This is a genomic window from Roseimaritima sediminicola (genome assembly GCF_009618275.1).
In the GTDB taxonomy this organism is placed as follows: domain Bacteria; phylum Planctomycetota; class Planctomycetia; order Pirellulales; family Pirellulaceae; genus Roseimaritima; species Roseimaritima sediminicola.
In genome coordinates this window covers 105,001-124,842 of sequence record NZ_WIAD01000006.1, presented here as the reverse complement: position 1 = coordinate 124,842, position 19,842 = coordinate 105,001, and the positions used below count along the sequence as shown (strand labels likewise).

Annotated in this window: 15 protein-coding genes (1 of these 15 only partly in view); 6 read left to right on the top strand and 9 right to left on the bottom strand. The window is 62.8% G+C overall.

What is annotated here, in order from left to right; all coding sequences use genetic code 11:
- Positions 1-47 precede the first annotated feature (47 nt).
- Positions 48-1,298 (top strand): DEAD/DEAH box helicase, encoded by a 1,251-nt coding sequence (locus GE027_RS05535; RefSeq protein WP_153556184.1) that lies wholly within the window; start codon positions 48-50, stop codon positions 1,296-1,298.
- A 63-nt stretch (positions 1,299-1,361) separates the two neighbouring features.
- Here GE027_RS05535 and pncA read toward each other — a convergent pair whose 3' ends face one another.
- The 3 genes from pncA to treZ form a co-directional block, all read right to left on the bottom strand.
- A complete protein-coding gene (pncA, locus tag GE027_RS05530) occupies positions 1,362-1,961 on the bottom strand; it encodes a bifunctional nicotinamidase/pyrazinamidase (protein ID WP_153556183.1) in 600 nt (199 codons plus the stop codon).
- Between the two features lie 74 nt (positions 1,962-2,035).
- Positions 2,036-2,929 carry an aldo/keto reductase gene (locus GE027_RS05525; protein ID WP_153556182.1) on the bottom strand — a complete coding sequence of 298 codons (894 nt, stop codon included), beginning with the start codon at positions 2,927-2,929 and terminating at the stop codon, positions 2,036-2,038.
- 58 nt (positions 2,930-2,987) lie between these two features.
- Complete coding sequence (gene treZ, locus GE027_RS05520) at positions 2,988-4,796, bottom strand: malto-oligosyltrehalose trehalohydrolase (RefSeq protein ID WP_153556181.1); 1,809 nt, start codon at positions 4,794-4,796, stop codon at positions 2,988-2,990.
- Positions 4,797-5,392: 596 nt separating this feature from the next.
- On the opposite strand from treZ, the gene GE027_RS05515 reads away from it, so the two are divergent.
- Together GE027_RS05515 and GE027_RS05510 are read left to right on the top strand one after the other, a co-directional pair.
- Positions 5,393-5,851 (top strand): carbon storage regulator, encoded by a 459-nt coding sequence (locus GE027_RS05515; protein WP_162006589.1) that lies wholly within the window; start codon positions 5,393-5,395, stop codon positions 5,849-5,851.
- A gap of 99 nt (positions 5,852-5,950) precedes the next feature.
- Positions 5,951-7,438, top strand: coding sequence for a TlpA family protein disulfide reductase (locus GE027_RS05510; RefSeq protein WP_153556179.1), 1,488 nt, complete (start codon positions 5,951-5,953; stop codon positions 7,436-7,438).
- A gap of 132 nt (positions 7,439-7,570) precedes the next feature.
- Here the strand turns inward: GE027_RS05510 and GE027_RS05505 are convergent, their stop codons facing one another.
- The 4 genes from GE027_RS05505 to GE027_RS05490 form a co-directional block, all read right to left on the bottom strand.
- On the bottom strand, positions 7,571-9,343 hold the full coding sequence (locus GE027_RS05505; RefSeq protein ID WP_237607306.1) for a cation:proton antiporter domain-containing protein: 1,773 nt from the start codon (positions 9,341-9,343) through the stop codon (positions 7,571-7,573).
- Between the two features lie 228 nt (positions 9,344-9,571).
- Positions 9,572-10,525 carry a Gfo/Idh/MocA family protein gene (locus GE027_RS05500; RefSeq protein ID WP_237607304.1) on the bottom strand — a complete coding sequence of 318 codons (954 nt, stop codon included), beginning with the start codon at positions 10,523-10,525 and terminating at the stop codon, positions 9,572-9,574.
- Between the two features lie 14 nt (positions 10,526-10,539).
- A complete protein-coding gene (locus tag GE027_RS05495) occupies positions 10,540-12,399 on the bottom strand; it encodes an ATP-binding protein (RefSeq protein ID WP_153556177.1) in 1,860 nt (619 codons plus the stop codon).
- On the bottom strand, positions 12,396-13,202 hold the full coding sequence (locus GE027_RS05490) for a hypothetical protein (RefSeq protein ID WP_153556176.1): 807 nt from the start codon (positions 13,200-13,202) through the stop codon (positions 12,396-12,398). The genes GE027_RS05495 and GE027_RS05490 overlap by 4 nt, the downstream gene beginning before the upstream one ends.
- Before the next feature lie 202 nt (positions 13,203-13,404).
- Between GE027_RS05490 and GE027_RS05485 the strand changes: the two genes are divergently transcribed.
- The gene (locus GE027_RS05485) at positions 13,405-14,184 is read left to right on the top strand and encodes a tetratricopeptide repeat protein (RefSeq protein WP_237607303.1); all 780 of its coding nucleotides are present in this window, start codon (positions 13,405-13,407) and stop codon (positions 14,182-14,184) included.
- 256 nt (positions 14,185-14,440) lie between these two features.
- On the opposite strand, the gene GE027_RS05480 is transcribed toward GE027_RS05485, so the two are convergent.
- Positions 14,441-15,304, bottom strand: coding sequence for an Lpg1974 family pore-forming outer membrane protein (locus tag GE027_RS05480; RefSeq protein WP_153556174.1), 864 nt, complete (start codon positions 15,302-15,304; stop codon positions 14,441-14,443).
- Positions 15,305-15,447: 143 nt separating this feature from the next.
- On the bottom strand, positions 15,448-16,197 hold the full coding sequence (locus GE027_RS05475) for a ThuA domain-containing protein (RefSeq protein WP_237607322.1): 750 nt from the start codon (positions 16,195-16,197) through the stop codon (positions 15,448-15,450).
- A gap of 778 nt (positions 16,198-16,975) precedes the next feature.
- Here GE027_RS05475 and GE027_RS05470 point away from each other — a divergent pair.
- Positions 16,976-18,703 (top strand): BBP7 family outer membrane beta-barrel protein, encoded by a 1,728-nt coding sequence (locus GE027_RS05470; RefSeq protein WP_153556172.1) that lies wholly within the window; start codon positions 16,976-16,978, stop codon positions 18,701-18,703.
- Positions 18,704-19,447: 744 nt separating this feature from the next.
- Positions 19,448-19,842, top strand: the 5' portion of a protein-coding gene (locus GE027_RS05465; RefSeq protein WP_237607302.1) for a DOMON domain-containing protein. It continues 292 nt past the right edge of the window; the window shows 395 of its 687 coding nt (coding positions 1-395); its start codon is at positions 19,448-19,450; its stop codon lies off the right edge, out of view.

Below are 19,842 nucleotides of genomic sequence, written 5' to 3'. Positions count from 1 at the left end.
TAGCCCTCTCCTATTTTCTCCTCATAACGCAAGTCTGATCAGTGTCAATGAACAAGTCTGCGGACGAAAAGCCGACGCGGTTCAAAGACCTCGACCTCTCGCCAATCATGCAAGCCGCCTTGAAAAAGGCGGGGTTCACCGACGCCACGCCCATCCAGGCCGCGCTGATTCCTTTGGCGTTGGATGGTCTGGACGTCATCGGTCAGGCCCGCACCGGTACCGGCAAAACGGCGGCCTTCGGCATCCCGATCCTGGAACAACTGGATTCGCTGGAGGACTGCCGAGACCCCCAAGCCTTGGTCGTCGTCCCCACCCGCGAATTGGCTGATCAGGTGGGCCGCGAAATCGAACGGCTGGCCTTCGGCGTGCCCACCGAGATCTGCGTGCTGGCCGGCGGCAAGAACATGAACCGCCAACTGCGGCACCTGAACAACGGCGTGCAGATCGTCGTCGGAACCCCGGGCCGTATTCACGATCACATCCAACGCGGCACCCTGCGGACCGACAGCATCTGGTGCGTGGTTCTGGACGAAGCGGACCGGATGCTGGATATCGGCTTCCGCCCGCAGATCGAACGCATCCTGCGGCGCTGCCCCCGAGACCGCCAAACCCTGCTGTTGTCGGCCACGCTGTCCTCGACCGTCCGCCGGCTGGCCGAGTCCTACATGGTCAAGCCCGAGGTGATCGACTGCAGCAAAGACGAAATGTCGGTCGAGACCATCGAACAGCGCTATTTCACCGTCGCCCAGGACCGCAAAAGCAAGCTGCTGTTCCGCCTGCTCAAACGCGAGAACCCCGAACAGACCATCGTCTTCTGCCGGACCAAACGCGGGACCGACCGGTTGCAGCGATTGTTATCGAAGGAGTTCGAGTCCGTCGGCTGTATCCACGGCGACATGCAGCAGCGTGAACGCGACCGCGTGATGCAGTCGGTTCGCGACCGCAAGCTGAAGGTGTTGGTGGCCACCGACGTGGTCGGCCGCGGCATCGACGTCAGCACGATCTCGCACATCGTCAACTACGACGTTCCTCAGGATAGCGACGACTACGTGCACCGCGTGGGCCGCACCGGGCGGATGGGCCGCGATGGCGTGGCATTCACGTTTATCGTGCCCGGCGAAGGCGATTTCCTGACCTCGATCGAACAACGCATCAACAAAGAATTGATCCGCGACACAATCGAAGGTTTCGAAGCCGTCGAACCGCCGCCCCAAGCTCCGGCCAAAGAAGAAGCGGACGACCAGCCCAAACGCAAAAAGCTGAACCCCATGAACCGCCGTCGCCCCCGCCGCCGCTAGGCGCCCGGGAAAGCAGGACGAGTTTTTTGATCCGCGATTTTGGTCTACAGATCCGTCGGCGTTCTAGACAACGAGCGTAACGCCGGCGGCTTGCATTTCCGCTAGGGCTTTGTCGCTGTCGCCGGCGGCGAGGTTGACGCCGCGGACCCCGGCTTGGAACACGCGCACCGTATAGCCCAACTGCCGGGCATCGAGCGCCGTAAAACGCACGCAGTAGTCGGTCGCCAGGCCGACGATGTCCACCGCGTCGACGCCGGCTCGCTTCAAGGTCGCGTCCAGGCCGGTGGCGTGGCGGTGATCGTTGTCGAAGAAGCCGCTGTAGCTGTCGATCTCGCGTTCAGTGCCCTTGAAGATCACATGATCGATGCGCCGCACATCCAGCTCCGCCGCGAAGTCCGCACCGTGCGAGCCCTGCACACAGTGGTCCGGCCAGAGTACCTGAGGCTGGCTGCCCAGCGTCACGACATCGCCCACGTTCTGGCCCGGATGCTGGCTGGCAAAGGACAGATGGTTCGGCGGATGCCAGTCGCGCGTGGCCACCACACAGGCGTAGTCGGCCATCAGCGCGTTGGCAATCGGAATCACCGCGTCGCCGTCGGGCACGCCCAACGCGCCGCCGGGCAGAAAGTCGTTCTGGATGTCGATCAAGAGCAGGGCATGCATGGTGGGTGATGGGTTGGGGGGAGCTTTTCACAGGCTGGAAGCCTATGCCACTGGTTTCTTCACAGGCTGGAAGCCTATGCCACTGTGGCGACGCGGCGGTGGATTTCGTTTAACAGGTCGTCGGGTAGGGGGCCGGCTTCGGCCGCCGCCAGGTTCTCTTTTAGATGCTCGGCGTTGCAGGTGCCGACGATCGTGGTGTCGCAGGCCGGATGCGACAGCGTCGCCCGCAAGAGCAGCGTCGCTCGCGACATGCCCTCGGGCTTCACTTCATCCAACCCGGCTCGCTGCCAGACGTCGTTCAGCGCCGGCCGCTGGATCTCCGCGTCGGGACCGCCGTGAGCGATGCCGCCACGCACGATGACGCCCGCACCGCGGTCCGCGGCTCGCTGCATCGCATCGCTGTGCTCCGGAGCCAGGCAAGAGTAGGGCATCTGAAAGGTGTCGAAGACGTCCAGGTCGATCAGGCCGTCGACGTCGGGCAGTTTGCTGGACACGCCGATGAATCGCACCAAGCCCTGACGCCGAAAATCTTCCAGCAAATCGATCAGCCCCTCCCGCTGGAGCGTCTCTGCGTCGCCGCCGTGAAACTGCAACAGGTCCACGTGATCGGTCTGCATCCGCTCGAGACTCGTCTCCAGATTGGCTCGAATCACGTCGGTGCGCCACTGGTGATCGATCTCCAGGTGGTCCTCGTGCTGGGTGTAGACGCAGCCGCACTTGGTCGCCAGATAATACTCGTCGCGACGGGCCGAGATGTAGCGCCCGATTCGCTGTTCGGCGATGCCGTAATCCGGGGCGGTGTCGATGAAGTTAATTCCCGCGTCCAAGACCCGGTTCAAGAAGGCCTCAGCATCGGCTTCGTCGACCACCCGCTTGCCCCAGGTCCGCGGTCCGCGCAGCCCCATGCTGCCGTAGCCGAGCTGGGTGACCGAGAGGTTGGTTTTTCCGAGGGTTCGTTTCGCGGGCATGATGAAGCTTTCTTGGAGTTGGAACAGACAAAAACAGATTTACATAACTCGAACCTGCTTAGGACTTCGTCAGGCGGTGCACTTCGCCCAGGCCCACCAGGACCGAGTAGGCCCCCAGGTTCCAGTGGTTTGGCCGGCGGTCGTCCGCTTCGCAGCTGCTGTGCAGCAATACGTCGCCGTCCACCTCATACTGTAGTGGCGCAGGCGTGTGGTCGGGTTCGTGCAGCCGCATCAGGGCGAAGCCAGCCCGGCCCTCGTGCCGATAGGCAAATGCGGCCATGGCATCGTGCTCGCTCCAAGCCGCCTTGAGATTTTTCCAGCGCAACAGATCATCGTTCTGCCAAGCCGTCCGCAACGAGATCAGTTGGCGGTACCAGCGACGCATACTGTCGCTGTGCGGCGCGTCTTCCCCCAGCTTCGACCGCTCGAACGCTTCGAGCGACAGCGGCGATTCGACGTTGGTCCAGTCGTGCTGGGGGTACTCGGCCTTTCGCCCCTCCTCGACGGCTTTGCGCAAAGGCTCGTCGCCGAAATCGGTAAAGAAGAAGAACGGCTGTTCGGCGGCCGACTCTTCGCCCATGAACAGCATCGGAATGGCCGGATACAACAACATCAGTGCCGCGGCCGATCGGTGGGCCTCCAGCGAAGTTAATTGATGCAGCCGCCGGCCGTGGGGATGGTTGCCGACGAAGTCGTGGTTTTGAATCGACACGACCAACGACTCCACCGGCACCGGATCGACCGGTTCGTCGATCTCGATGCGTCGCCGCTGCACCCCCAGGCCGCCCAGAAAGACGAATCCGCGTCGCAGCGTCAGGTCCAGGTCGTAATGCTGGCGATACTCGCGGCTGGACATCTGCTCCTCGGGACGCACCAGCGCAGACACCGAATGCAAAAAGTCGTCACACCAGATGGCGTCGAAACCATGCCCGCGGCGAGCCAACGGCCGCAGCAGGTCCTCGTCATAGACGTTGCTCTCGGCGATCAGGTGCAGCGGTCGCCGCGTGTGCTGTTTGAGTTGCTCGAAGCGCTGGCCGATCTCGTGCACGACGTGAACCGGCGAGTGGTCGGCCATGCAGTGCGTCGCGTCCAGCCGCAAACCATCCAAATGAAAATCCTCGATCCAGTAGGCGGCGTTCTGGATGATAAAAGCCCGCATCTGCTCGCTGCCGGGCTCATCAAAATTCGGGGCGTCGCCCCAGGGCGTCTGATGCTGTTTGGACACATACCCGCCGAACTCGTGCAAGTAATTTCCCTCGGCGCCGAAGTGGTTGTAGACCACGTCCATGATCACGCTGATCCCGATCCTATGGGCGGCGTCGACCAAGCGGCGCAGATCATCGGGCGAGCCGTAGCCGTAACTGGGGGCGAACAGATTCACGCCGTCGTAGCCCCAGTTGCGAGATCCCGCGGCCTGAGCCACGGGCAATAGCTCGATCGCGTTGATGCCCAGCGATTTCAATTCCTCCAGCCGCTCGATCGCAGCGGTGTAAGTGCCCTCGACGGTGAACGTCCCCACGTGCAATTCGTACAGCACCATCTGCCGCGTCCGGATGCCCGCGAAGTCGGCGTCGGTCCAGGCAAAACCGCGCTGGTCTACCAGCTGGGATGGCCCATGAACGCCTGCGGGCTGAAACCGGCTGGCCGGATCAGGCCGGAGGGCTCCGGACGGCAAGCGAAACCAGTAGCGGTCCCCGGCGGTGGCCGGCGTCCGAACCGTAAAAACGTTGGCTTCGTCCGCAGTCATCGCCAGCGCCTCGGCCGACTCGTCGGCCCACTGCAGATCAAGGCTCTGGCACCCCGGAGCCCAAACGTGAAACGAAACCGTGCCGTCGTCGTGGAACTGAGGGCCGAATCTATGATGCATCGTCGGCGTTACCTGCAAGGATTTGAGATTTGAGATTTGAGATGTGAGATTTGAGATTTGCTGACTCCAGCGGAATTAATGTACGGGAACGAATGTTCCTAAATCGCGGAGCGATTGATTGTGGTAAGCACGTCGCAACCTTTAATTCGACATCACTCTCCCCTTGGGAGAGTCGGGCTCTTAGGCCCGGAGAGGGTTTTCGTAGGGCCCTCCCCGGGCCTAAGAGCCCGACCCTCCCGCTGCGCGGGAGGGTGTTGTCGCGGGGTTTCACCGAAAGATTCATGCCGACGTGCTTAGCCCCAAAGCGCGAGCCCGGGGAAACGTAAACATCACGAACAAAAGCGGCACCCCAGGCTCGCGTCTGGGGTTACCACATGTCGCCACTGGCGTGGCTGATGCGCCCGAGCTTCGCACTCATACATAAGATCCGCTAGAGCCAGGAGATTTGCGATGCACTAAACCCATGAACACTACACCACCTGGATAGAAAAACCTCCCAACAGGCAAATCACGGTTGTACACCACTCTATCCAGGGTTACACTTCCAACAAGTTGGGAATTCGTTATCGGTCGATTCGGAGGATGGGATAATGTTGGTGCTGTCACGTAAACCTCAGGAAACAATCACGCTGCCGGACCTTTCGGTGTTGATCCGTGTGTTGCGCTGCGGCGCGCATCAAACCCAGATCGGTATCGACGCCCCGCGTTCGATCCGCGTCCTGCGTGGCGAGCTCGGGCAGGAGGACCTACGTTCCTTGTCGGATGAAAGCCCCTCCGAGCATTTGCTGCAATGGCTTGAGCAACTGGAATCGCAGGTTTCCGCCCTCGTGGAACTGTCGCCACTGCGAGACCGCTCGCTGGCCGCGGCCGTTGCGGAAGATGCTCAGCAAACCGTAGGCCGGATCCGTCGTCAAATCGTCCGCGGTCTTGCCGCCTCGACGGGCGTTGCCGAGCCGGCACCGGAATGCGCGGCGGCGAAGGGCGAAGCGGCGCCGCTGGTGGTCCGGCAAGAAGGTGCGCCGTACCGGAGCGAAGCGTTGCTGCCATCGGCTTGACGCTGCTTCGCCCCCCAAGTCGACAGCAGTGATATACTTCTGCTTGTGGGGTAGAGCGGCGTTCGTTCGCCCCGTTGCCTTTCTCGGGGAATTCTTGTCATGACCTATTCTGTTTTGCTGTTGCGCGCGCTGCGCGTGGCCCTGGTCGCTTTGCCTTTCATGGCCGTTACGGAGATGCCGACTGGCTTTGCCCAGGACGCCGAAGCGACGTCCGGTGAGGCGGATCTGAGCGACTCGGCGGAGCGAGCCGCGCAGATCGAAAGCCTCGTCCTAGAAGGCAAGCTGGACGATGCGGCAGCGGCGTTGGATGAGGCGTTCGCCGATCAGAGCGGCGACGAAGTCGGCATGCTACGACGCCTGCAGTCGCTGCGGCAGATGGTGGCCGTTCGCTATGCCAGCGGCCGGCAGTACGACAAGGCGACCGCACAGTATCAGAAGCTGTTCGAAGAGCAATTCCAGCGCACCGAGGATGTCGACAGTGCTCAGCAATTGGCGTCCAGCGCCCAGCAGCTGGCCGCCTTTGCTTTGCGTTCCGGTGCGGAGCCGCAGGCCACCGATGCGTTGGACCGCACGCTTGCCCGCCTCCGCGAGCTGCAATCCGACGACTCGGCCGCACTGCTGCCAGCGGTCGCCAGTTTGCTGGGAACCAAAGCCGTCGCGATGGCTCGCGCGGGCCAGCGAGACGAAGCCAAAGAATTAATTACCGCGGAAGTGCAGAGCCTGGCCACGCACGCCAAGACCGAAGAATCGGCCCTCGCCCACATCAGCCTGTTGACACTGCTCGGTACCCGCAGCGGCCTGGGTGTGGGCGACGAAGCCTACAACGAACAGCTGCACGAAGCCCTGGACGCGGCCATGGAAGCGTTTCCCGAATCGGACCGCCTGCGCATGCAGTACGTCAACATCGCCGGCATGGAGATCGCGTCGAGCTATCGCGACGATCCCGAAGCGGCTATGGAGCGAATCGACGAAGTCATGGATCGCGTGGGCGAGTATGCCGAGGAAAACTCGGCCCTGTCTCGCATGCTGTCGCGAATCAAGTCGTATGAAAGCCGCATCGAGGCCGCGCGGAAGCAGACCGAAATGATCGGCAAACCCGCGCCGCCGCTGCAGATCGACGCCTGGGCCAACGTCGAGGGCGGCGGCGAAGGTCTGGAAGACTCGCTGAAAGGCAAGGTTGTGCTGTATGACTTCTGGGCCGTCTGGTGTGGCCCCTGTATCGCCACCTTCCCGCACCTCCGCGAGTGGCGAGAGGAGTTCGGCGAGCAAGGCTTTGAGATCGTCGGCATCACCCGCTACTACAACTACACGTGGGACGAGGAAGCCGGTCGGGCGGTCCGCAGCGAAGATGCCACCCCCGAACAGGAACGCGAAGCGATCGCCCAATTCCTGCAGTCCAAGGACATGAGCCATCCGACGATCTTTACGCCCCAGGACAGCACGCTACAGCAGGAGTACGGCGTGACCGGTATCCCGCATGCCGTGCTGGTCGATCGCGAGGGCAAAGTGCAAATGATCAAAGTCGGCAGCGGACCGGCCAACGCCGAGGCCCTGCACGGGAAAATCCAGGAACTGATCGCGCAGTAGCCCCGAAGCTGAACTCGCCAGAGTTTGGATCGGAGATCTAAAATTCGCTGACCCCGGCGGATTCTAGGGAAGAAAAAGAACGTTTACTCCCCTCTCCCCCGAGTCCTGGCGAGCCCGAGCCACGACGTGGTCCTACGACGGGTCCTTGTAGGCTTCGGCGCGGTCGAGGGCGTCTTCGATGTAGTAATTGAATTCTTCGGCGTCTTCGGCGTGCAGCACGTCGTAGGCGTGGGCGGCACTGCGAGCGTGATACAGTTGTTCGCGAAGGTTCAAGTCGCGGGTGATCGCCCGGGCAAAGGCCGCCAGCACTTCGAGGTGCCGTTTGCGATCGGTCGGCGGCGTGGCCAACAGCAACACGGCATGCACCGGTTGGCCGTCGGGCGTGTCCAGGTCCAGGCCGTTGGAGCTGATCCCGAGGATCCCCGTTATGTCTTCGCCCTGGTCCAAAATAGCGTGCGGAATCATCAAGCCCTGCGACAAACAGGTGGTCGCCATCTGTTCGCGTTCGAGCACGCGTTGCACGAAATCTTCCTGCGGCAAACTGGGCCGATGCGTGGTCGCGTACAGTTGGTTGGCCAGGCACCGGATCACCTCCTCTTTGGTGTTTCCCGCGACGTCGACCGAAATGTGTTGCTCGTCCAGAAAATCCAGCAATCGCGGCGCGTCCTTGCCCGTCTCGCCGGCGCGTGACAGGGCCAGGCGTGTGCCGCTGGGACCGAGCAACTGGTTGATCGCCAGAGCCGCCAGGCCCACGGTCGTCACCGTGTCGGCCACGTCCTGTAAATGGACGTTGTCCTGCACCAGAAAAATCAGGCCAACCGCCACGCCGCCGTGCGGCAACAGGGCCAGCCCCAAGTTGTTGCGGACTCGCGTGGGAACGTCGGCTAGGCCCATCGCCGCGAAAGCCCCCACGTACTTGCCCACCAGCCGAGCCAGAAAGAACAGCAACACCAGCCCGACGGCTTGCAGCACCAAGGTGAAATCCAGTTTCATCCCGGCAAACGTGTAGAAGGCGGCAAACAGCACGCCGCCGATGGTGTGCAGGTAGGCGCCCGTTGACCGCACTGTGTCGTGCCGCAGATTGGAAAGCATGATGCCTGCGAACGTGCAGGCCAGGATGCCCGAATACCCAAAGCCCACGGCCGCCCCCCAGGCTCCCAGGATCACCGCCACCATGGTCGGTCCGAGGAATGCCGGGCCGACGACGGTGCGGGTCAGCGCCAGGGCGATCAGCGCGGTCAGCGTCCCCACGGCGAATGCCATTCCGAATTCAATCGCCACCGAAACCAGGGCGTGCTGCCAGTGGTCGTGCCAATCGGCGTTGGCATCGCCCAGACCGGTCAGGTAGGCGGTCGCGAACACGAACACGCCGACGGCCACCATATCGATCAATGCGACCGCCGCGACCAGCGTTCGGGTCAGGATCCCGCGAGACCGCGTTTCCTGGACGACCAGGACGGTGGTTCCCGGCGCGGCTGCGATGGCGATCGCCGCCAACAGCAAACTGGCTCGCCAGGTCATCTCTTCCGGCTTCATCCAGCCGCCGACAAAGTACATCGCGCCGACGACCACCAAGGGGGTCACCAGGGCTTCGCCGACCAGCAAAAACCCCAGGCGTTTGCCCGAATTTCGCAGGCTGGCAAAGTGCAGCGCGGCGCCGACCGTAAAGGCGATGTAGCCCAGCACGAAACTCATGTACGGCGCAAACGCCGAGGCCGCCGTGACCGTCAATCCGGTGTAGGGCGCATGATACGACTCCAGCCCGCGCAGCAGAATTCCGGTGCAAATCCATCCGGTCACCTTGGGCAGGTGGATTCGGCTGACCAATTCGCCGCCGATAATGCCAGCGACCAGGACCAGCGCCAGTTGATACAGCGGGTCGGCGGGAACAAATTCAAAGTTCAAAACGGCGGCCTGTCGAAAAAGTGCTGACGGTCGGTTTTGGAGTAACGGCCAAATCGTAGCGTTTCGCCTAGCCGCGTGGCACCTACAGGGGGCGGGCAGAGCACCAAAAAGGATCGTTTTTTTACGCGCCCCACCTCGATCGCCCCCACCCGGACTGCCCACCCCAGGCCGCTCACCCAGGCCGCTCACCCAGGCCGCTCACCCAGGCCGCTTACCCAGGCCGGCGGATCAACCCAAGTGATTCGAGCGGCCGGCCGAACGGTAGGCCGCCTCCATGACTTCGTTGGCGGCCCAGCCTTCCTGGCCATCGACGCGAGGCGGACGCCCTTGCCGGACCGCGGCGACGAAATCGGCGATCAGGGGTGCACACAAATTCTCCGCCGGCGGAAGGTGTTCGCTTTGCCGGCCTCCGCCGAGTTCCACGACCAGGCGGTCGCCATTGAGCGGTTCCGCGATCACGCGGCCCTTGGTACCGATGATTTCCAGGCGATCCGGATCTTCACTGCCGAAGTGACACTGCACCGTGGCCACCGCGCCGGACTGAAATCGCATCACCACGACGGCGGCATCCTCGGTGTCGTAGCTTGCCGCCACGGTTTCGCAGATGGCTTTGACCTCGGTAACGTCTCCCAGCAGATGCGTCAGGACGTTGATCCTGTGGCTGCCGACATCCATCAGCGCTCCCCCGCCGGCGGCCTCGGATTGCATCCGCCAGGCACCTTCCTCGCCCGGAGCCATATCCAGCGGGGTGGCCGTGATCGCACTGGCGCCGAGGACCGTTCCCAGTTGGCCGCTGCCGATCAACTGCTCGAGACGCTCGACCATCGGGTAGAAGCGACGATAGTAGGCCACGCCCAGGCGGACGTCAGCCCGTTGGCAGGCCTCGAGCATGGCTTGGCATTCGCGGCCATCACGAGCCATGGGTTTTTCGACCAGCACGTGCTTGCCGGCGGCGGCCGCCGCCAGGGTTTGCGGCAGGTGTTCACGGACCGGCGAAGCGATGTAGACGGCATCGACGTCGGGGTCGTCGATCAGGGCCGCCGCATCGGTAAAGGCTTTCTCGTCCGCGATCCCAAAGTCCTGGCAGAACTGCTCCAGGGCCGCGGGGCTCCGCCGACACGCGGCCATCAATTCGCTGTGTGGGTCTTGAAGAATCGCCGCGGCCACGCGCTTGCGAGCCACGTCCCCACACCCAATTATGCCCCAACGCAATCTTCCCATGATGCTTCCGCCTGCTCGGTCGTCTCAAACGTGTTGTCGATCATGTCCAGTAACGCTTCCAAGCGGAAGGGTTTGGTCAAGTATCCGCTGCATCCGGCTGCCAAACACTTCTGTTCGTCTCCGCTCATCGCGTGCGCGGTCAGGGCGATGACCGGCAGATCGATCCCGCGAGCGCGCAGTGTTTGCGTCGCCGCATAGCCATCCATCACCGGCATCTGCATGTCCATCAGGACCAAGTCCGGCTTCTCGACGCAGTCTTCGATCAGGTCCACGCCCTGCTGGCCGTTCTCGGCATAAGACACGCTCGCCCCGGCTGCGGTCAAGACCCAGCCGATCAGTTCGCGGTTGATTTCGCCGTCCTCGCACAGCAGGATCGACATGCCCTCGAGATCGGTTCGGTTGGCCGGCGGGCTGGTGGGTTGCGGCGCTTCCGGCAGAGGAGCGGCTGGGTTGTGCAGGGCGATCCCGTCGAGTGAACCGGCGCGGATGAACAACCGGAAACAACTGCCGCGACCGACTTGGCTCTCCACCGAAACATCGCCGCCGAGGGCTCGAGCCAGTTGGCGGCTGATCGGCAACCCCAGGCCCGTTCCGCCAAAGCGTCGCGTGATCGAATTGTCGGCTTGCTGGAACGGCGAAAAGATGCGTTCCAGTTTCTCCGGGTGGATTCCGATGCCCGTATCGGTGATCTCAACGACCAATATCGATCCCTCGTCGGTGCGGTGGATGCCGGCGGTTAAACGCACGGTGCCGTGTTCGGTGAACTTGATGGCGTTGCCCACCAGATTCATCAACACCTGGCTGAATCGCATCTCGTCGGTTTCGATCGTTTCGGGCACGGCCGTCCGCCAACAGGACTCCAGCTCGATCCCTTTCTCGGCGGCTCGCACCCGGAGCACCGAAACAATCTCATCGATCACCTTGTCCGGCCGGCAGCGGCCGAGCTGGCAGTCCAGATGTCCCGATTCCATCTTGGAAATATCCAAGATGTCATTGATCAAGCGGAGCAGATGTTGGCCGCTGCGGTGAATCGTCTGCAGGAACTTTTTCTGTTGTTCGGCCGTGTGTCCGCCCCGCTGCATCACCTCGGTGAATCCCAGCACGCCGTTCAGCGGGGTGCGAATCTCGTGGCTGACCTTGACCAGAAAATCGTCTTTCGACTTGTTGGCCAGCTCCGCTTCGCGTTTGGCGTTTTCCAGGTCCGTCAGCAGGTTGGCCGACTGCCGCATCTCGACGTTGCTTTGCCGAATGATGATGAACAGAAAAACGTCTTCAAAGGCGACCCAGGCCGTGTGTTCGACCCATCGCCAACGGCTGGCCGTCGTGATGCCGAACACCGATTCAGACCACCACACGCCCCGCAGGAAATGGTCGCCGGCCACCACCAGGGACGCCAAAGCGATGACGCGCCAGTCGCGGTAGGCCGCCAGAATGGCCAGCGAACCGAAGACATGAAAATGCGTTTCGATGCGACCGCCGCTGAGATGAATCAACAGGCAGGAGAACAAGGCTTGGGCCACCGCAATGCACAACCGCGTGCTCAGCCGTCCCGGCCGCCAAGCAATCATCGCCAAGGGCAAACTGGCCAACAAGCCACCGCCGACGATGGCGAAAATCACATGGGCGTGCACCATGCTTTGCGCGCCGATCCAGGTTCGCGGCGATACCCACAGCGCCACGACCACCCCGGCCACCCACTGCAGCAACAGAATCACCCGAAACATTCGGTCCGCACGGGTGTGCAAGGACAATTGTCGCATCACGAGCTTCTGTCGAGTTGCCTCTCGCAGCGACCCCTCGGGCCAGCACGAGCGGAGGATGGATAGAGGGTTCATAGCGCCCTCGGCAATGGCGTTTTGCGGGGCGTTTGCGCGGCGGTGGCGGCTTGGCTGTCGTCGCTGGGTGCCGCTCCGGAGGGCAGGCACAGCTGACAGCCCAGCGCCGGAAACGTCTCCGCCGACAAGCTTGGACGAGGCGACGAAACGGAATGACCGGTTAAGAGGGAAGGCGAGGGGGTAGCCTGACGACACAACAAATCGTGCAGGCGAGCGGCCGCCGGATTATCTCCTTCTAAACCGCGAGCGGCTGTGATTCCGCCGGCAAAGAGGCGGTTGCCAGCCGAATCAAACAGCAACACCGTGCCGCTGATGCGACCGCCGAACCGCTGAGATTCCTCGCCACCAACATCCAGCACCACCGTGCTGCGAGGCAGCTGACGGCAGCGGCGGAGCAGGTCGGTATCGGTCCACGAAGAATCCGTTTCCCTCTGCGCTTCGTGACGCGGTGAAGCCGACGCCTCGGCGCCGCTGGGCACGCTGGCCAGCACCAGCACGCGCGGCTGTTGCTCACGCCGCAGAAGATTGCCATCGAGCAGACGTTGCAGCTGGCGAGTCGAGGCTCGGGTACAAGGACAGCGCGGGTGGATCAGATACACCAGCGTGTCTCGCCGGGCTGCAAGCTCCAGCCGACTCGTCGCCGGCCAGGAGGTGGCGATGGACGATTCGGCGACCGGCGGCCGGCGAAATTGATAACGGGTCGTCGCGTACCACAGCCCGCCCAAGCCGACCAACCAGAGGGTTCCCAAAACGATCCACGCGACCGGGCGCCACCCTTTGTAGAACTGTTGGTCCGATCGCATCGCGTATAATCCGCATCATTGAATTGCGTGAAGCCCCTGCGTTGGAAAAGCGTAAGCCATCGCCGATCCGCGGCCTTCGAAACCAGAAAAAGCGTGGGCGTTTGCTCTGTGGATCCATCCGATCGGTTCGGTTGTGTCGAATACACGGCGGTATAATCTCCACCTGCGTTTTGTTCGCCTTCCCTCCTGCGAGAAGATGCCGATGCGTCCCCATATTCCCCGCCGTTCTCGCTTCCGTTGGTACCCCGCAACCGGCAAGACCATTTTTATGGCTTTGGCTTTGACCCTAGCGGGAGCCGGCGTGGACCGGAGGGCAACCGTGTTTGGGGAAGACTCGCACCGCGACCGGCACGCCGCGGCGATCGCACGCGCCGAAGCATGGGTTGCCGCCGGAGCAGACTCGCCGTCCCTGGCCGACGCGTACGTGCGACTGGGCGACGCGTTTCTGCGTGGCGGCAGGACAGCCGAAGCTGTGGAAAGTTTCGAGCACGCCCTGCGGCTGCACCGTGAGTCAGGGCTGCGCAGGGACCTGCGGCCGTACCTTTGGCAGTACGGCATCGCGCTGTACTTTGAAGGGCGGTTCGCCGACGGTCGGCGGCTGTTCGAGGCGCACCGCCGCGTCAACCCGCACGATGTGGAAAACGCGGCTTGGCACTTTCTGTGTGCGGCTCGCGAAACCGATCTGAGCCGTGCCCGCGACATTCTGTTGCCGGCTCCAGCCGACCGGCGAGCGCCGATGAAACAGATTCTGGCTCGCTTGGCCGGCGGCGATGACGCGGAGATCCTCGCCGCGACCGAGGCGCTGCAGGACACCCCCGCCCACGCGCAAGCTCGCTTCTATGCCGACCTCTATATCGGCTTGATCGCCGACGCCGAAGGCCGGCGAGACAAAGCCCAAAAGTATCTGGACCGGGCCGCGGCCAGCGACCTGACCCACTACATGGCCGATGTGGCACGCGTCTACGCCGCGCACCTTCGCTAAACGGGCTGTCGCTTTATTGAGCCGTTTAGGCGCTAGCCTCGGTTTCGTCTGCGGAACGCCGATCGCTACGCAGAGTACCGCCCGCGGCTTTTCATCAAAGCCGCGGGCCGAAAACACAGCGTCATCTCGTCGGCGTCGCAGGCGGTCGACTCCCTCGCGCCCGTGGCCCTGCGATCAACTCGGCGGGGTAACCATTGGGGAGAAGGGCTGAGCTGCAGCAGGTACGGTTGCCGCGGTGGAGCTAGCCGCGATGCGACTAGCGACGCAGGGTGATCGAGAACACCGGACCGGCCAGAGCCACGTCCACGTCTTCGGGGTCGATATTCGGAGCCACGCTGAGGCTGCTGTACATCTGGTGCTCGTAGCCGACTTCCGCGATCAGCTCGACGCCACGGCGGAGCATCCGCGTGTAGTCAACACCCAAGCGCAGTTCGGTGATCGGCACGATTACGTTGTCCAGTTGGAAAGGACCCGCTTCGTTCTTGCCGTACAGGGCGCTGTAGCGAACGCCGGCGTTCAATCCCAATCGCTGGGTCAAGCAACGGCGAGCCTGACCACCCATCGTCAAGCCAAAGCCGTCGAAGTCACGCCCCAGGCTGCCGTTCTCGTCGGAGAAATCGATCGATCCCCAGCGCACACCGCCAAAGGCTTCGAAGTCCCAGTTACGCAGTTTCAGGGCACTGGTCGCTTCGATGTCGTACAGCCGCACGTCGAAGTACTCGTTGGGAGCTCCCCCATCGGTGTCGAACGTGAAGAAGCGGCCACGGAGTCCCACGCCGTAAGCGTTCTCATAACCGGCTTCGACGCGCAGGGCGGCCTGCGTGTCGAAGTCTTCAAACCAGCTACCGAAGGCCGTAGCACCACCGGCACCGTGGTTGGCGTACAGCGACAACAGAGGCAGTTCCATCGTGCCGTAGTAATGGCTGCGGGGCTTGGGCTTGCAGCTCTGGGCGCAGGGCTCGCAATTGATGGCCGACTGGTGGCCGACCAACTGGATCGGCTCATCGACCGCGTCGAGAGCTTCGGCAAAATTCATCCGCTGGGTGGTTTCCTCGGCTTGTGCCAACACTCCGCACAGCAGACCGATGGAAAAAATCGTCGAAAACACGAGCTTCTTCATAGTGATACTCCGTTTCACCTGGGTCAAAACGTCCCGGCGGACGTGCCGAACGCTTGCTAGGTGATGCTTTCGACCGCGGGGGGTCCTCCGATACAGCAGGAACGCTGCCGCTGCTGCGTCCGCTGCAACCGGAAAAGTTTCGCTCAGCCCTCCAGGCGTCCGGCCGCCCAGCGAATCCCCCGGCACAGGGTGTCCAAGAAAACCGGATCCTGGAACGTTTCGTTGGAATGTCCGTAGGTGGTTCCAAAGACGCGAGCTTTGCCGTAGGTGTTGACCCAGTAGACCGGATGTGCCTCGCCCGTGCGCTCGCTCTTGCTGGTGGCCAGAGGCGTCGCCTGGGGCCACACCTTTTCGATGATGTACAGTTCGTCCTTGGCACTGACGTAGTCCTGGGGAAAACCTTTCATGATCGGGTGCTCCGGCGCGACCACCTCGACCGGATAGCGGCTTTGATGGTCGTGCCGACGGCTCGTTACGCCCAGCATCTGCCGCCAATCGTCGATCTTGGCATCGCGGTAGGTGTGCATCGCACAGTGGATCACCACGGCGTTCGCGCCCTCATGATGGGCTTTGGTGATCCGCCGGATGTAATCGGGATCTTTGGTGGCGGCGAAGCATTCGTTGTGGATCACCACGTCGAATCCGGCCGCCCAGTCGCGGCGGTCGTACAGATCGATCTTGGCCGAGGTGCCTTTGCCGCCGTCGTTGACGACCGTCCACTCGGCCCGCACGCCACGCTCCTGCAGGGCCAGCTGCATGGCTTTGGTTTGAAAGGGGTAATCGTGGCAGCAGCCGCCGGTGACCAACAAGATCTTCAGCGGCGTCTGCGCCGTGTTCTCTTTGTCCGGTTCCGCCGCCGGGGCCGGCACCGCCAACAGCGAAGCGACCAGCATCACTGCCGCAGCAGCCCAGTCGGCTGGCGGCCGAGCACTTCCGCACTGGCGAACGGATCGAAAACAACAGACACGGTCGAAAGAGGGGAAACAGTGCATCAAACAGGAATTCCAAAGAGGTAAGTAAACAGCAACCAGGCAGCCGTCGCCTTTCGCTCCGCCGAGTGTCGCCTTTCGCTCCGCGAAAGCAGCAGCACAAGCAATTAACTTTCGCGGAGCGAAAGGCGACACTCCCAACTTTCGCGGAGCGAAAGGCGACACTCCCAGCTTTCGCGGAGCGAAAGGCGACACTCCCAGCTTTCGCGGAGCGAAAGGCGACACTCCCAACTTTCGCGGAGCGAAAGGCGACGCTCTCTCAACTTTCGCGGAGCGAAAGGCGACGCTCCCGCGATTTTACTCCGAACAGCGAAGGGGTGCGGACTGGGGAAAGAGCCGGGGCGGGCGGCGGGCAAACTGTAACGACGTTGCTTGTTTTCCGAGAGCGTCCGGGAAAAGTGGGGGGTGTCCGAGGGGTTTGATGCCGCTTGTCGAGCTCGCCAGGTCGATGCAGTTCACTGATCAGCCATCGTCGCCAGCGTACAGCCAGCCGCCGGGTTTCCCACGGGTTCTGTTCGGAGTGCGGCCGGCCAACGGAATGCAGTGTATTGACAGGGAATGGATAACCCGCCCCAACCAAAACGGATCACGCCGTCAAGCTCGGCCTCGAGGACTCCGCTTCCGCTACAGGAAGCGAGCCTTCAGCGGATCAGCGGCGCTGACAACCAATAGGAGTCGATCGGTGAAAACTAATCTTATGCGAGGCTTGGCGCTAGCGCTGGGCTTCAGCGTCGCAACCGTCGCTCAGGCGCAGTACAACGGTTATCCGGCAACTCCCGGATACGCCCCACAGCAGCCTGCCAGCTCGGTGCCCCTGCACCCCAGTTTGTATCCCAACACTTCGGCCCAGCAGCAGGCGGCCCAGCGCGTGGTCGCCCAGCACTCGGCGCCGCAGCAGCCGGTCACTCAGCGAGCGTCGGCTCCGCAGTCGGTTCCCCCGGCTCCCCGCACCGCCTACCGGCCCACCCAACCGGCCGCATCGCCGATGGCGGCTTCGGCTTGGGGCAATTACCGGCGACCGGCATCCACACCGTTCCAAACCGCATCGACCGGCAGTGGCGTCGCAACCGGCCAGCCCGTTCCGCTGCCGGCCCCCCAAGGCGGTCCGGCGGCCCACGGCGGTGCGGCTTACGGCAGCTCGATTGCCGAACAGCCCTGCCACAGCTGCAACGATCCCCAGGTCGGCCATATCTATAACCACGCTGCGGCTTCGTCCTGGAGTGGCGGACTCGAGTACGGCGGGGCGGCATCCTGCGGTCCGGTGCCCGTGATGGCTCAGGCACCGCTGCGAAATTGGTTCGGCGGCGCAAACCTGCTGTTCCTGGATCTGGAAGAGAACTGCGATCGCCGGTTGTTGTTCGACACCGCGATGCCCCTGACCACGGCCCTAAGCTCCAGCCAGGTCGACCCCGGCAGCAACGTCGCTTTCGAAACCTACTTCGGACGCTACTTCAACTGCGGCCAACACGCTCTGTTGGTCAATTACTTCTTCTTCGACCCCACCTCGGAGACCGCCCGCGTCGATGCCGGCACCGGTGCCAACGGCCGAAACATGAACGTGGCCATCGATTACCGCGCCGCGATGCCCTCGTGGAACAACATCATGTATGACGTCGGCAACGACGGCATGCCCGGCAACGACGTTCCCATCTACGGCCTGTTCGATGGCAACGTCCGCTACCGCACCTCGCGGGACGTCTCGTTCCAGGGCATCGAGCTGAATCTGGTCAGCTTTGGCCTGGGCGGAGCACGCCGGGCGGCCAGCAGCCCGCTGGCTTGCGGTGACACCTGCGGCCCCGTGCCCGGATGTGGCGGCGCCTGCGGTCCGATGATTCCGCCCACCAGCAGCAAGCTGCAGATCCAAACCACGCACGGCCTGCGATGGTTCCAGTTCAAGGACAGCTTTGAATTCGCAACCAGCCAGACCGACACCGTCTACGGCGCCACGGCCGACGACCTGTACTACAACGTCGACACCGAAAACAACCTGTTCGGTTATCAGTTCGGCGCCCGCCTGGACTACTGCCTCGGCCACAAGCTGAACCTGTACGCCGGCACCAAGATGGGCATCTACGCCAACGACGCCCGCTACCGCACGCGGCTCGGCTCGATGCAGTCGACCGGCTACGTCAGCAACTACTACCCGACCATCCAGGGCCGGGCCGTGGCCATCGACAATTCCGAAACCGTCCTGGCAACCCTGGGCGAACTGGATCTGGGCTTGGGTTACCGCATCAACAACTGCTGGAGCGTCCGGGGCGGTTACCGCTTGTACGGCATCAGCGGTGTGGCCACCTCGGTCGGCTCGATCGCCGACGACCTGGCCAACCTGCCCGAAGCGGGCAAGGTGTGTGCCGACGACAGCCTGCTGTTGCACGGCGGCTACATCGGAGCGGAATACAACTGGTAAGCGGCTCGCTTCGAGCGATTGCCCCACTGCGAAATATCGGCCGCGACGCTTGCTCGACTCGGCCCGATAGCCGAAGCCTCGGACATCTGTTCTACAGGTGTCCGAGGTTTTTTCGTGCGCCGACGCGTTCCGCCCAGCACGCCCGCGCCCGCCGTTTGCACGCCCCGGCCCCGAAGCGTATTCTCAAATCTCAGATCTCCTGACTCTAACGGATTCTATGAATAGGTAAGGAAGCTTTCTCCCCTCTCCCCCGCGGCGCCGCGAGCGCCAGCGAGTGAAGCAGTGGTGGGAGAGGGGCCGGGGGTGAGGGGGCTCAGGTGCAACGGAATGACTCATGGCGTACGATCCCCAGGGCTGTGCACCACATCTAGATACGGCAATGATGCTGCTGCTCTGCATTCCCCCTCACCCCCGCCCCCTCTCCCCCAAATCCTGGCTCGCTTAGGCTCGCCAGGATTTGGGGGAGAGGGGAGAAAACGTGATTGTCCATACATAGAATCCGTTAGAGTCAGCGAATCTCAGATTCCAGATCCCAGATCTCAGATCGAGCACGAGCACGAGCACGAGCACGCCCCTAACTCGCCACTCGCCACTCGCAACTCGCAACTCGCAACCAACAACCAACAACCAACAACCAACAACCAACAACCAACAACCAACAACCAACAACCAACAACCAACAACCAACAACCAACAACCAACAACCAACAACCAACAACCAACAACCAACAACCAACACCCCCCATGTCCCAGCTGCTCGACCCGACGTTTCCGTTTCGCTTTGAAGTCGCCATCCGGCAGTTCCGCCTGGAGTGGCAGGAGCAGGGGTTAGAGCTGCCCGACGCGTGCCGGATGGCATCCTGGGGGGCGTTGGCCGAGCGGCCGCTGTACGCGGACGTCCGCATGGCTTGGTCGCCGGCGGGGCTCGGTTTCTCGGTGCGGACCACCGGCAAACGCCAGCTGCCCTGGTGCCGGGAGAGCCGTCCGGCCGAGAGCGACGGCTTCCAGCTGCTGCTCGACACCCGCTGCTCGCCCAATATCCACCGTGCCAATCGCTACTGCCACCGCTTTCACTTCATGCCCATCGGCGGCGGAGCGAAGCGTGATCGTCCCTACGCGACGCTGTTGGCGATTCATCG